Genomic DNA, 14,993 nt, shown 5'->3' on the forward strand with positions numbered 1-14,993 from the left:
CCTTTTCTTGTGTCTAAGGTAGTTTTACGGATGCGCGGTAGAGATTGCTGTTCCATGTGACTGTACTTTTGAGCGACTCAGCAACGAGACGAAGCGGGACATACATCCGGCTGTCACTCATGATTTGCAGTGGGACGGGCACAGCCACGGACTTGCCATTCACGGTAGCGACAGAGCTTCCGTCCTGCAATTTCAATGTAACGCCAGCATTCGTAATTGTAGCTGTTCGTGTTGAGGCGTCCCAAGTAAACTTCGCGTTCATGGCTGTAATGAAGGGACGAATCGGGACAACTGTCGTTTCTCTATCAATAAAACCAGCAAAATCCGAGATATATTGCCCGTTGATTTCAATTTGTACCTTTGGTTTATCTAACTTGCGGACGAGGAGAACATTGCTAAGCTTACGTCCAGGATAGGTCATCATCGTCCCGTTGGCATAAAGACCGGAGCTTGACCCACCATCCATATTCATCGCCTCTGTAAGTCCAAGGGCAATCGAAATCGAAGCAAGCTCAGACAATGTGGCGTTAGGTACGGTACCCATGACTAGGCGATTAGAGCCATCAATCCCAACGAAGCTCCTAGCCGCAGAAGATTGTGTGACTTTTGGATCGGTAAAACCGTCTCTACTCACATTGATATCGGAGGCGCCATTCGTTACGAGCTTCGGACCTACGCCGATCGCGGACAGCCAGGTTTTGGCGTCGAGATTGCTGCTCCCTTCACCTTTTGCGAGGATATCCTTCGTGATTCTATCACCTACGTCAAGTTTGGTCAGTACGTTCTGCTTATTGTTGGCACTATTGCCGACGAATAAAACATATCCATCTTCTGGAACTGCTACGGAATCCTGTGTAATCCGTGTGACAAGTCCCTCGCTTATCACCACTTTAGTCCCGTTGGGAAAGCCAATCCAGCGGCCAAAATCCGGCGTATACCAGACAATCTGGTCGGTGCTCGTGTCTCCGTAATATTTATTAATCCCCCAAGGATTTATCGTATAGGTGCCGCCGCCTTCGCTGGTGCGAATGGCAATATCAAGATTGACGAACTGAATGTCAGGTACCTTATCTTTGTTCAGAAAAAGCGTCTGATTTTCCCCAGAATGCATCGTCTCACCAGACTTCAACAGGGTGCCATTGGGGTAGCGAATGTAAGGATCGGACTCGTAAGCGTTAAAGAATGTCCCATTAATCGCCGCGACACCATTCTCTCGATCGACAATGGCTTGCATGGCGTCATCATGACCGATACCACCATCCGCTAAGGCAGGAACGAGTTCAAGCGTTGGATCGGTGAGGTCAATTGTGACCGTTTTGACGGTAAAGTTTTTGCCAGAAGCGTAAACGAGTTTCGTTGATGCGCTAACGGAAGGGGAGTAGGCAGCAGATACTGATGACGCTCCTCCGGTAAGAAGTGCTGCAGTTAAAAGCAGCGATGTAGCAGGAAGTAATAGCTTTGGATAAAGCATTAAGTAATGTCTCCTTTATAAGTAATAATGTCGAAATATGCTGAAATATATGGTTAGTATACCATTCGGAGGAGTCGGTGTGTTTAAGACGTAGGTAGATTGAAACATGGGACGAAAGATAGGGCCTTGACTTACTAGCTGTGGAAAAGTTATGGGAGTGTGCTGTGCGAAATTAGTGTAGGTGAATGATGTATATGTGGTGGGGGATCGTCATTTGAGCTGCAAGGTTAGCGTGTGGAGTGAGATGGCTGCTTTAAATGCAGAGACAGATACTTATTAGGAGTCGCTGGAAACCGTACGTACTTTGCGGTTAGCCAGTCCGCGTGCCGCTGAGATGTAAATAAGGCCCATCTCGGGCCTTATTTACGGTTACAGCCGCTGCTAATTACCAAGATTTCCGCAGCGTAAACAAATCTTGCAGTTCATCATTCGACATCTCCGTAATCCAGCCTTCGGAGGAGGAAATGACGTTTTCGCTGAGGCTCATTTTGCTCTCGAGCATCTCGTCGATACGCTCTTCGAGCGTGCCGAGCGAGATAAACTTGTGGACCTGCACGTTCCGCGTTTGGCCCATGCGATACGCGCGGTCGGTCGCTTGGTTCTCGACAGCGGGATTCCACCAGCGGTCGAAGTGGAACACGTGATTCGCCGCGGTCAAGTTCAACCCGACGCCGCCGGCTTTCAGCGACAGCACGAAAATACTCGGTCCCTCGCCGTCAGCGGCTTGGAACCGTTCAATCATGCGGTCGCGCTCCTGCTTCGGCGTGCTCCCGTTGAGGTAGAACACCGGCTCTCCGCGCTGCGCGGAAAGCACGCTCGCCAGCATGCGGCCCATGCCCACATACTGCGTGAAGATCAAGCACGAATCGCCCTCGTCGCGGAGCTCATCGACCATCGCAACCAAGCGCTCTAGCTTCGCGGAGCGCAAGACCAATTCAGCGCGGCTATCCTCGCTCTGGGCCATTTCCTCCGCCTGCTCCGCTTCCTTCGTGAGCAGCATCGGATGATCGCACAGCTGCTTCAGCTGTGTCAAAGCACCAAGGATCGCGCCCTTGCGCTCCATACCCTCGAGCTTCTTCATGCGCTCCATCAGATCCTTCACGGTCTGCTCGTACATCGCGCCTTGCTCGGCCGTCAAGTTGATGTAGACCTTCATTTCCAGCTTATCCGGCAAATCGAGCTGGATGGCGGGATCTTTCTTTTTGCGGCGCAGCATAAAAGGTTTCACCAACTGCTGGAGCTGCGCAGTCCGCTCCGCATCTTGATGCTTCTCGATCGGATTCGCGAAGCGAACTTGAAAGCCACGCTGGTTCCCAAGATAACCAGGATTCAGGAAGTCATAGATGGACCACAGCTCTGATAATCGATTCTCAATCGGCGTACCCGTGAGAGCGATGCGGTGAACTGCGTTCAACGAGCGGATGGCGGAAGATTGCTTGTTTTGCGCATTCTTAATATTCTGAGCTTCATCCAAACAGAGGGAACTCCACATGTAAGGTTGAAGCGTTTCTTGATCCATAAGTGCCGTCGTGTAAGAAGTTAAGACAATATCGACGCCTTGCAAGGCATCATCGAGTGCTGCTCCACCCAGACGACCTTTGCCATAGTGCAGCATAACCGTAAGCTCTGGTGCAAAACGAGCAAGCTCTTTCTGCCAGTTGCCGAGTACAGAAGTAGGGCAAATCAGCAGAGCAGGCTGCTCAGAAACAGGTTTGTGATGCAGTAAATACGTGATGAATTGGACCGTTTTACCAAGACCCATATCATCTGCTAAACAAGCACCAAGACCGAACTTTCTCAGATAAGTTAACCAAGTGAACCCTTGGTGCTGATATCCGCGTAACTCTGCGCGAAGCCCAGCTGGCACGGGAATCTGTTCAAGATCGGAAGGCTGTCCTAGCTGTCGAACTAACTTAAGCAAATGTGTGTTCAGTTCGACTTCTAACTGTAAGCGAGCTTCTTCTTCGTAATCCAACTCCTCTTGAGATTCCCCATCCCATGAAGAAGCATTCACTTTCTCTCGTTCTAACTCACTCAGCAAATGTAACTGGAAAATATCTTGCAGCGACAAGCCCTCAGCCGGATCGATGCTATCCATCAACCTGCGAATTTGATCGAGAAATGCGGGATCCAGATAGATCCATTGCCCGCGGAAACGAACTAACCGTTCGTTGCGGGTAAGCAGGCTGTTGAATTCTGCTTCGCTCAATTCGGAATCGCCAATCGCGATCCGCCAGTCAAAATTGACGAGTGAATTCATGCCGAACAATGACTCGCTCTTGCCACCGCCTGCTTCAGCAGCGACTTTGGCACTGAGGCGTGGTTTCCGCTTCGCTGCGGCTTCCCACCAAGCTGGCAGCATGACGTTCCAGCCATCCTCCAGCAAGATGCGGCTGTCCTTGGTCAGGAACGTCCAGGCGGAGTCATCGCTCATTGGATGTGCGAGCAGTTCCCCGTCATCAGCCATGCGCGGCAGTGCTTCTAAAAGGCGTGTTACCCAGCCAGGCGCTCGCTCCACTACATGAGGCGTCCATTCCGACGCCCATTGACCTGATGCTGTTCCATCCACATGCAGTCGAATGGGGGTGAGCAGGGTACTGTCTTGCTTGTCCTGAAGGACGAGTCTTAACCGCCAGTCTTCTTCAAGCTCATCAGGCTCGAGAAGTTGCAGAGCAGGGCGGAAAGGCGCTAAGTCTGGTCGCCACCCCATCGCAGAGAGCCATTCATTTTCTGTAAAAGCAGCAGGGGAATCGTCTGCAATATTAGCCTTCCGATTCGCCGCAAATAAAGCCGGATAATCTCGACGCAAATCTGCCATGGCCGTCTCATTCGAATAATGAGCTTCTACCACTGCTGCCGAAAACGCGGCTCGCAACCCTGCTTCGCCAAGGTCATCCGTTTTCCCAAGAACAGACCAATCGATGTCTGCAAGTATTTCCCCATTTCGATCCCAAGTCCATACTAATCGGCCATTACGGAAGTCCTCATAGCTAGGTATATAGAGCCCTTTCTTAGCAGCATCTTGGAGAAGTGGAGCGACATGCAACATCATATTCGCAGCTTCTGTGCCCATGTCCCAACTGACGATCTCCATGAAATTCGGCTCAGCGAAAAATCCAAGTACCTGCTCCGCAGGGAGAATTGTCACAACAAGCTCTCCGGCTTGCTGCGTTTCTAATAAAGTGCCATAGAGAGAAGGCTCATGCCATGTGAATACAAGCTTACGAAAGTGGTCGCCCGAGACATCGCGGCCATCTTTGAATCCCCAGAGCAGGGCATCTCCACTATCCGTTAGAGACATGCATAACGTCATTTCGTGCAGTTTGGTACTCATTCTAACAGCTTCCCTTTCTTCAATTCTTCTTGCAAAGCGCGCAGTCTGCTAAACCGACTAACGAATCGTGTGAAGAACGCTTCCCATCGTTCGGGTTGCTTCATTTTTTTGTAGACCTTTTCCAATCGTTTCAATAGCCGTACAGCGGCTTTATAATCGTGACGGTTTTTGAGCCGAATATAGTGCTCTACCGCTTGATGATAGTAGGGGAGGAGTAGTTCTGGCGACTCCTTCTCGATAGGCTGAAGTACATGAACTCGATGCGTAAAAGGGTCGTAACCCTGTGCAATTTGCATCTCAATCCACCGTTTCCATTGTCGCCTCTCATAATAAAGATCCTCGATAATGCGATATGTCGTAGGCAACAGTTCTTCTAATGACTGCCACATGTCAGCCTCTGCTTCAGGTAGTTCAGCGATAACTAACTTCCAATAGAAGACATAGACGTCAATTTCGAGGTGTCTTTTGCCGCGATAAAATGAACACATTCTTCGCAACCACAGAATCATCTCTTGCCAATCCTGCTTCTGTTTCAATTCATCCAGGAAAGGCCTGAACAGAAGTGTTGGGGCTTCCTTGAATGCAGCATGAGAGGCTAACGTTTCCCAGGAAAGCGCCTTTCTTCCATGCATAAGATATAGATAGGCTCGTCCTGCACATAGGGAAAAAGAAAGTTCTGCCTCTTGCATAACCTCGAAAGCGACAATCTCTGAGGCTATCTGGCTTTCTTCTAGCATTGGATGAGAGGCTAAGAACGCCGTAAACACACTGAAATGGTGTAGTTTCTTAGGCGATTCTACTGACATTTGCGTACGAAAATAGGCTGTTGTTTGTTGGAATCTCTCGCTACTAATGAGTCCATTTAGGAGACTAATCGTTGGATTGATCCACTCCATCAATTCATCGACCAAATGATAGACGGTTGCCGCCGTGAAAAAGGTAACACCTGCTTGCGCGTTCTGCTCTACGATTTTACGTAAAATGAACAGCCGCTGATGAAACTCGAAGTAAAACTGATCCGTTTCTGAAAACGTAATGGGGGTACGCTTGAGATTTGCGAATTGCCCCCTAAGTAACTCAACAAAGTTCCATTGATCATAGTTAGGTTTAAGATGATACGTGTAATGCTCCATGAACTTGTGCCAGCCTTCTACCGTCATCCCTGGTAATTGCTCTAAGGTTGATACATTGGCAGATTGGGCGGCAACGCGTTTCAACGCCATCTTGGCATTCATAATTTGGGAGGCTGGATAGCCTTGGCGATCTGCCAACTCCATGAAGGCTGCTGCTATATGTTTGCACGATGTCTTAACAGGGCAGGTACAGGAACTAGCTTTCAATTGATTCAAATCAATCGCTACTTGGCACTTCTCGCCGAACTCTTCCACAACAGCATGAACTTTCCTAAGCTCTGCAGCAATATTCATGGAGAGTACCATCTGCTGCTTATAGAAATGAAAGCCTCGACTTAGCGTAACTTCGCTATACGATTCTGCCACATATTCGAGCAATTTCGACCAGTTGTCATCATTCAAAACGGGTGTAGAAGACATAAGTTAACTCCTTTAGAATCTTACGATAAGCTATCATGCCTATATTATAAAATATTTACAGCAACTTGTCTCATTGGAGGCTTATATGATGCATAGTCACAATTCCCTCTATGAGGACTGCACAAAATGTGTAAGATATCGCTCATTACTATAACTTTACATAATTTTCACGTCATATACCCGATGCTATACTTTACAAGTAGCAGCAGAATAATTGAAAGGAGGGAGAACGACGATGGTTAATCGCATACAAATGTTCGATTCTACGGATTGGATAAGCTGGTCTCCACACGAAGCGCTTGCTCCGGAATTTATAAGGGACGTATGGGATGAAGAGCCAGTATTGGTTATGCATGCCAACGGTACTTTGGAGAAATACGGAAAATGGATAAGTAAAATTACCGGGATAAATGGCAGAAAGACATATGAAATCAGTGTCCAATATCGGGGAACCGATATAGAAGTAAACGGGCTTAACTGCTATGTAATGCTCACATGGTCTGATTCAGACGGCGTATTACTGACAAGAGACTATTTGGATCAAACAAGAGAGCTGGATGACCAGTGGGTGAATTTGCATAGAACAATGGCTGCGCCGGAAGGGGCAACAGCTGTTGAGGTGGAACTTGCTTTCCGATGGTCAACGCGTGGTAGGATCGTCTGGAGAAGGCCGTCTTTCATTGAGAAACAGTCGGAAGGTTCTAGAAAGATCAGGGTAGCAACTACGCTAATCAACAAGTTTTCTGGTAATAGACAAGACAATTTAGCTGCAATGGGGACAATTCTTGATCAAGCTGGAGTGGAACGGGCAGATGTTGTATGTCTAAGTGAATGCGTTTATGAGCAAGGTTGTGAAGGTAGGGGCTACGGACTCTTTGGTGAGTCGATACCAGGTACATTGACGAATTTCCTTTCGGATTATGCTAGAAAATATGAATATTACATCATTACTAGCTTTTTCGAAATGGATGGGGATGTCCTTTATAATACGGCGCTCTTGATAGATCGAGCAGGCCATGTAGCAGGGAAATACAGAAAAACGCATGTGCCCCTTGATGAAGCTGAGATTGGGGTTACGCCAGGACGCGAATATCCGGTATTTGATACCGATCTGGGTCGAATCGGCATGATGATTTGCTGGGATTGTTACTTCCCTGAAGTAGCAAGAATACTAACGCTGAAAGGTGCGGAAATATTATTCGTACCAACGCAGGGAAATACCTTGATTCAGTCTCTTGCAAGAGCGATTGATTGTGGGGTTCACGTCGTGATCGCAGGAATGTGGGGAGAGAATCCCAGCAGAATCATCGATCCACAAGGCCAAATCATTGCAGAAATTTCCGATCAAACGCAAGGCATAGTGATGAGTGAAATCGACCTTGCTGAGTCTTATTACCAGCCATGGCTGTCTGTAGGGAATGCAAGCGGCGAAGCTCGCGTCTTGTTTAGGCAGGAACGGCGCCCGGATAGTTACAAGTATTTATTCGACTAACTTGCAAAGTAGAATATATCGCTGATCATTATAAGATTGTATGATTTCAACGATGTGAAAGCGCTGTTATAGTGGGTTTATAGCTTTAATGACTACTAAATCAATAAACGGGGTTGTTACATGCACAAAGCATCCGGCTTATTAATGGAAGTAAAGAAAAACAAAATGTTGTTTCTTATGTTAGCCCCTGCGGTGATCTATTTTATCATTTTCAGTTATCTTCCGATGGGAGGGATCATAGTTGCTTTTAAATACTTTGAGTTTGATAAAGGAATCTTGTTTAGCCCATGGGTTGGGTTCAAAAATTTCACCTTTTTCTTTCAATCCGGGCAAGCTTGGCTGCTTACCAAAAACACGATTCTTTACAATCTAGCCTTTATTGTAGTCGGTGTAGTGTTTCAAGTGGGAGTAGCTATCCTTTTCTCCGAAGTGAAGGGAAAACTTTTCAAGAAAATCACGCAATCAACGATGCTTTTACCGTATTTTATTTCTTGGGTTGTTGTTGGTTCCTTTGTCTATGGCATATTCAACTACGAGTTCGGTAGTTTAAATACGCTGCTGAAAGCATGGGGGATTGAATCGGTCGATGTGTACGGCAGGCCTTATTTATGGATCTTCATCATTGTAGGATTTTATTTGTGGAAAATTATCGGATATGGCAGCATCGTGTACCTAGCGGCAATTATGGGGATAAATCCTGATTTGTATGAATCGGCTGAATTGGACGGAGCCAATATTTTTCAGAAAATTACTTATATCACTTTACCTCTCTTGAGAGTCACGATTATCATCATGGTTCTATTGCAAGTCGGTGGTATTCTGAGAGGGAATTTGGACATGTTTTATCAATTAGTGGGTAATAACGGATTGCTATTTAATACGACGGATGTGATTGATACGTTCGTGTTTCGTGCACTGAATCAGCAAGGGTTGGATTTGGGATTGCCTGCGGCAGCAGGATTGTACCAATCTGCTGTTGGTTTCATTATCATAATGACGTTGAATTACCTCATTAAGAAGGTGAATCCGGAGTATGCCTTATTTTAGGAGTGGTTTCATGAGAGGGAACAAAATCATAAAAAAAGATGATCTCTTTTTCAACATCATCGGCTATTTACTCATTGGAATTATATCATTATTATGTCTCATTCCGTTCCTTCTTACGGTTTCGGGATCGATTACGAAAGATTCTTCGCTTTTTGAGCATGGATATAGGCTCCTCCCGAAAGAGTTCTCATTGGAAGCCTATAAGTTGATCTGGAAAACGCCAGAAGTCATCGTAGGGGCCTATGGTGTTACGATTTGTTTAGTTATTGCAGGTACCGTTCTAGGGCTCTTTCTAACTTCTATGACATCGTATGTGCTTCACCGCAAAGATTTTAAATACCGCAATAAATTCTCCTTCTTTTTCTTTTTCACGACCTTGTTTAGTGGAGGATTAGTTCCGTGGTATCTCATCATGATTAGTTTAGGGATGAAAAACAACTATTTGGCGCTGCTTCTTCCGCATCTGTTGGCAGTGTTTCACATCATTATTATGCGAACTTTCTTTACAACAATCCCTGATAGCATCGGTGAATCTGCCAAAATGGACGGTGCCGGAGACTTCACCATTTTCTCTAGGCTCTATCTTCCGTTGTCTCTTCCCGCTTTATCTACAATTGGCTTATTTATTGCCCTTACGTATTGGAACGACTGGTATCAAGCGATGTTGTTTATTACGAAACCGCACATGATGCCTTTACAGTATCACCTTTATAAAGTGTTTAACTCCATGCAAGCTGCACAGATTGTCGCGCAAAAAACAGGCATCCCTGTAGTTGAAATGCCCTCAGAAACGTTCAAGATGGCCATGACTGTGGTCGTAACGGGGCCGATTATATTGGTATATCCGTTTATCCAAAAGTATTTCGTTAAAGGAATGACAGTAGGCGCAGTGAAAGGATAGCTCTGGAATACTCCAGTTATCAATACAATATAGGGGGAAATGATATGCAAAGAAAGTGGTCAAGGATGGGCAATGTGCTGGTATCTATTCTGGCAATAGCGATGATTGCAATCGGATGTTCCAAGGATACGGGGAGCCAAACGGGGAGTTCATCGAGCCCTACTCCAGAAGTTAAAAGCACGGCTGCTGCTTCGGGGGTCGACACCTCCAAAAAAGTTGAACTCAGTATGTATTTGCCATCGGATGGAACGCCTGATGCCAAGCTGATCCACGAGGAATTGAACAAATTGACCCTTAAGGACATCAATGCAACGGTCAAAATCAATTTTTTATCCAACGATGCGTATAACTTAATGCTATCTTCCGGCGAGAAATTCGATCTGATTTTCGCAGCGAATTATATGAATTTTGCGGACAACGCCAGAAGAGGCGCTTTTAAGGAAATCACTCCTGCCATGTTGAGCACCTATGCTCCTATCTCAGCCAAAGAAGCGAAAGATAAGATTGCGGGCGGTTATGTGGGTGGCAAAATGTATGCGTTGCCTACGCTTGCAGCAAGTTTTAATTACAGTACGTATGTCGTTAGAGGCGATCTGATGAAGAAGTATAACGTACCGGATATCAAATCGTTGGATGATTTCGGCGTCTATCTGGACGCGGTGGCTAAAAATGAAAAAAACATGATCCCTTTTAATATGGGGAAAAATGATGCATGGATGCTATGCTCTCTCTATTTCGGAAATAATGATTTGATGGCGCCTGGAGCTCCAAACTGCACGAGCCCTATTGCTATCAATAAAAACGATGCTTCCTTAAAGCTCCAGTATACGTTCGATTTACCGGAAACTACGCAATTTTTGAAGAAAATGAAGCAATGGAAAGATAACGGTTACTGGTCGAAGAATGCACTTTCTAACACGGTCGGGCTCAATGATTCTTTCAAGAACGGCAAGAATGCAGCGTTAATCTCAAGTATTCCGGGTGCTAATAATATCTATAATGAAGTAAGCAAAAACCATCCAGAATGGGATGTAAAGGTCTATCCAGCTTTTACGAAAGGCTCCATTGATCGTTACTCCTATATGGCAGGAGGAATGGCAATTGGTGCGAAATCCGAAAATGCAGAAAGAGCGCTCATGCTGCTGGATTTGCTGCGATACAATGAATCCTACAATATGCTAACACAATACGGATTGAAGGGTACTCATTATACGGTCGATGACAAAGGAGTTATTAAGTTCCCGATCGATAATAAATATCCGCCGAATGCGGCTGGCACATGGGGCTGGACGAATGAAGCCTATACCAAAGTGTTTGATGGATCATTTCCCAACTATGCAGCTCTAACTGATGATGCCAAAAAACGCTATAAAGCGAATCCTTTGGTCGATTTTGCCCTGAACACCAAGGAGATCAATGATGTAAGTACCAATCTGAGCAATTTGTTTGCACAATATGCCGGACCGCTTTATATGGGTTTCATTGATGATGTGGATGACGGGATCAAAGTTTACAAAGAAAACTTGAAGAAGGCCGGCGTTGAGAAATACATGGAAGTCGCGCAAACACAAATCAATGAATATCTGAAAAATAAATAATTCCTATTAATACCTCTAGAGGCTTCGGCAGTTGACGCCATGCAAGAGCCTTTAGAGGTAATATATGGTATGCTTTTCCAATCAGGCCCAAGGAGCGTACACGTATATGATAAAACTTATTATTGTAGATGATGAGAAGTCGACAAGAGAAGGATTAGCCCAGTTTATTCCATGGAATAGCCTTGACGTTAGTAGGGTTGAATGTGCTGGTTCAGGTGATGAAGCGTTGAGGCTGGCTGAACAAATACGACCCGACATCATTCTTTCAGATATCAAGATGCCTGGTATGAATGGCATTGAATTCGCTGTCTTAGTAAAGGCTATTCTTCCGGATTGTAAATTCATTTTCTTAAGCGGGTATGCGGATAAAGAGTACCTGAAATCGGCTATTCAATTGCGTGCAATCAATTATCTAGAGAAGCCTGTCAATAGAGAAGAAGTGAAACGCGCAGTTAGTTTGGCTGTTCGTGCCGTCAGGGAAGAACAAGTTAAAAATGCGGAGAATAACGCAATTCTCAAGGAAAAACTAGCTTTGGACATGGCTGGTATGCGAACACCTCTCCCTGATATTTTGCAACGATTACAACAAATGAACAAAGATATTTCATCTTATGGGAATGTTATCACCGCTATCATAAAAATCGACATTCAAACAGAACCGTCTACAGATATCGAGCATAATCATAAAGGACTTATATATAAAGCGATAGATTTGGTATTCGATAATCCTGTGATGTACCATCTTGCAGGGTTTAAAGACAACCAGCATATTGTCATTCACTTTTACGGAAAAGGGGTTAGCCATCGAGATTTTCCCCCAACGATAATTAGTTCTCTGAAGAAAACGATAGAGGAATTGGCAAGCGTGAAAGTCGATTTGTTTATGGGTATTGGAATCAAAGTAGATGGGGTGAAGCAGGTTAGAGAATCGTATCGAACCGCTGCGCTAGCCTTGCAGAAACAATTTTTTATCGGGGCTAATCAGATGGTTATTTACGAGGATCGGGTTGATAACGGTAAGACATATCGATTGGATGCAGTTGTTATTAAGCAATTTGTAGATTGCTTGAGTGAATGCGATAAAGATAAGACGCTGCGTTTCATTGTCCACATGCATGACGAAATTAGAAAGCATACCGAATTGCCCATTAAGCAGGTCAAAGACATTTTCTGCAGCATGCTCCTAGAATTAAATACTTTTGCAACAGGATACAATATCGATCTCTTTGAAAAACAGGAACAAGTGTATTTTTGGGATATCATCACGAGTATGTCCAGCTTGACAGAAATCCAAAACTATATGGTGGACCGAATTTTGGTTGTTTTCGACAATATCCAATCCAAGAATAGTATCGGACAAAATGTATTTATGATTATGCAGGTTATCCAGGAGCATTACCATGATGATCATTTAACGATTAACATGCTAGCGCAGCATCTGTTTCTGACACCGACCTATCTCTGCATGATTTTTAAGAAAAAAACAGGAAAAACCATTAACCAATACATAACCGAAGTTAGAATCGAAAAGGCTAAGGAGTTTTTGAAGGAAGAAAGAGTGAAGCTTCTGGAAATATCGAGAAAGGTAGGCTATCAAAGCCCCAATCATTTCACTAAAATATTTAAAAAAATGACCGGAATGAATCCTTCCGATTATAGAGAAAGGCATTACTTATGATGGGGAAATCAATTCGTGTTCTCTGGCAATACATCCAGGATCTCAAAATCAAAAATAAACTCGTTTTGATTTTTTTCTTCCTCATGATCGTACCGCTCTTCGGCTTTACTTATTTAGCCTACAAACAGGCAGCGCAAGTGATCGAGGAAAATACGGTGTATGCTGCCAAGCAGTCTTTCGAACAGGCAGCGTCTTCTCTTGCATCCAAAGTGAACAGTGCTTCTACGATTTCGGATTATATTATTCTCGATGAAGAGGCAACAAGGGTGTTCGGTAGAAATGGAGCGTCTTATGAAATCCCAATGCAATTGAAAGATAGTTCATATCTGTTAAGACTATTTCAATATTTACTTCGTAACGAGGATATCCATCTCATTCGTTTGTTCGTACCGGATGAATTCATATATGCGGGGGACGGACAGCTCATCTACAGTATGGAATCGATTCGTGATGACTCCTGGTATGAGCAATTATTAAATAGTAACGCCAGAGTTTTATTATCTCCAACCACGACCCACTACACGGAAAAGACTGGCAATGTGACAGAGGATAAAGTGTTATCCGTACTGCGTCTTGTCAAGAATCCTAATGATTATTCTAAAAACATGGGTGTACTTAGCGTTGATATCTTACTAAGTGATGTACTGAATATTATCGATAAAGCAGCCAACATTACCGATACAGGCATGATCTATATAGAAAATAGCAGGGGGCAGATCATTCAGTCGACGGCTTCACTTGAACAGATCAATCTTTGGAAAGTTCCGAACTTGGCGACAGAGCAAGAGAATATGTGGCAGAAAACTACCGTTAAGGGTAAGGGGGCGATCGTGGGTTATAAAACGATTGAAGGTACGGATTGGCGAATGGTCAGTATAATCCCAATTACGGATATTCTGTCTGCCAGTTCCCGTCAAAGAAACGTGCTAATCCTGATTATGATCGTTATGGCAGCAGTGGCCTATGTGCTCGCTTATGTAAGCTCCGTGTCCAGCACGAAACGGATTTATCGCTTAATCTCCAAAATGCGTAAGGTCCAAAATGGCGAATTGTCCGTCATCACGCAGAAGTTCGGCAGAGATGAGATTGGGGAGCTGGCGGAATCTTATAATTTTATGATCAAAAAGATTGAGAAATTAATTGATGAACAGTTCAAAACCGGGCAAGAGATGAAGAACGCGGAGTTGAAGTGGGCCCAAGCAGAGCTTAAGGCCTTGCAATCTCAAATCAATCCCCACTTCTTATATAATACGCTGGATTCAATAAATTGGATGGCCATTAAACATAATTGCACGGATATTGAATCTTTGATTTCATCCTTATCGAACTTCTACAAGCTCAGTTTGAGAAAAGGTCAGGATATCGTGAAGATCGATGATGAAATCCAACATGTTCAAACCTATGTGGAAATTCAGAATTATCGATTCGATAATAGCATTAAACTTGTTTTGAATATCAAGGACATCCTGTCGTATCAAATACCTAAAATAACATTGCAGCCCCTGGTCGAAAATAGCATTATGCATGGCATTCAGATGAAGCCAGATCGAAGCGGGACCATCACGATAAGCGGAAAGCTAGAAGCCGGATTGATACTTCTGTGCATTGAAGATAATGGTATAGGTATGATGGAGGATGCTCTGATGAGCATGTTCCAGCAGCAATCCAAGGATGATTGGCGCGGGTTTGGCGTTCATAACATTAATGAAAGATTAAAGCTTTATTTCGGTGCAGAGTATGGTTTGAGCTATACGAGTGTATCAGGAATTGGCACCAAAGTGGAGATAAGAATTCCACCGGTGATCGGATAGGGAAAAGAAAGCTTCATAGATATAAACATGGTTCCCACATAGGTATTGGATGATCTACTTTTATTTTAAAAAATCCAAGTCAATCGTGGTTTATTTGCTGTTCGTTGA

The 14,993-nt window shown here is 44.5% G+C and carries 9 protein-coding genes; 6 read left to right on the forward strand and 3 right to left on the reverse strand.

Annotated elements, in window-relative coordinates:
* Positions 1 to 13: 13 nt before the first annotated feature.
* From A8708_RS12760 to A8708_RS12770, 3 genes are all read right to left on the reverse strand, one after another.
* The gene (locus tag A8708_RS12760; RefSeq protein WP_068663906.1) at positions 14 to 1,471 is read right to left on the reverse strand and encodes a stalk domain-containing protein; all 1,458 of its coding nucleotides are present in this window, start codon (positions 1,469 to 1,471) and stop codon (positions 14 to 16) included.
* Between the two features lie 385 nt (positions 1,472 to 1,856).
* The gene (locus A8708_RS12765; RefSeq protein WP_068663908.1) at positions 1,857 to 4,805 is read right to left on the reverse strand and encodes a DEAD/DEAH box helicase; all 2,949 of its coding nucleotides are present in this window, start codon (positions 4,803 to 4,805) and stop codon (positions 1,857 to 1,859) included.
* Positions 4,802 to 6,358 carry an SWIM zinc finger family protein gene (locus A8708_RS12770; RefSeq protein WP_068663910.1) on the reverse strand — a complete coding sequence of 519 codons (1,557 nt, stop codon included), beginning with the start codon at positions 6,356 to 6,358 and terminating at the stop codon, positions 4,802 to 4,804. Before A8708_RS12770 ends, A8708_RS12765 begins: the two co-directional genes overlap by 4 nt.
* A 235-nt stretch (positions 6,359 to 6,593) precedes the next feature.
* Here A8708_RS12770 and A8708_RS12775 point away from each other — a divergent pair, with 235 nt between their 5' ends.
* The 6 genes from A8708_RS12775 (at position 6,594) to A8708_RS12800 (ending at position 14,885) form a co-directional block, all read left to right on the forward strand.
* Positions 6,594 to 7,850 (forward strand): carbon-nitrogen hydrolase family protein, encoded by a 1,257-nt coding sequence (locus tag A8708_RS12775; RefSeq protein ID WP_068663912.1) that lies wholly within the window; start codon positions 6,594 to 6,596, stop codon positions 7,848 to 7,850.
* Positions 7,851 to 7,970: 120 nt separating this feature from the next.
* Positions 7,971 to 8,897: an ABC transporter permease gene (locus A8708_RS12780; protein WP_068663920.1), complete on the forward strand. Its 927-nt coding sequence runs from the start codon at positions 7,971 to 7,973 to the stop codon at positions 8,895 to 8,897.
* Positions 8,898 to 8,907: 10 nt separating this feature from the next.
* Positions 8,908 to 9,798, forward strand: coding sequence for a carbohydrate ABC transporter permease (locus tag A8708_RS12785; RefSeq protein ID WP_068663921.1), 891 nt, complete (start codon positions 8,908 to 8,910; stop codon positions 9,796 to 9,798).
* A 44-nt stretch (positions 9,799 to 9,842) separates the two neighbouring features.
* Positions 9,843 to 11,396: a DUF3502 domain-containing protein gene (locus A8708_RS12790; RefSeq protein ID WP_068663927.1), complete on the forward strand. Its 1,554-nt coding sequence runs from the start codon at positions 9,843 to 9,845 to the stop codon at positions 11,394 to 11,396.
* Positions 11,397 to 11,502: 106 nt separating this feature from the next.
* On the forward strand, positions 11,503 to 13,074 hold the full coding sequence (locus A8708_RS12795; RefSeq protein WP_068663931.1) for a response regulator: 1,572 nt from the start codon (positions 11,503 to 11,505) through the stop codon (positions 13,072 to 13,074).
* Positions 13,071 to 14,885, forward strand: coding sequence for a cache domain-containing sensor histidine kinase (locus A8708_RS12800; protein WP_068663934.1), 1,815 nt, complete (start codon positions 13,071 to 13,073; stop codon positions 14,883 to 14,885). Before A8708_RS12795 ends, A8708_RS12800 begins: the two co-directional genes overlap by 4 nt.
* The last annotated feature ends 108 nt before the right edge of the window (positions 14,886 to 14,993 follow it).

The sequence above is a fragment of the Paenibacillus oryzisoli genome (genome assembly GCF_001653565.1).
Lineage (GTDB): Bacteria > Bacillota > Bacilli > Paenibacillales > NBRC-103111 > Paenibacillus_E > Paenibacillus_E oryzisoli.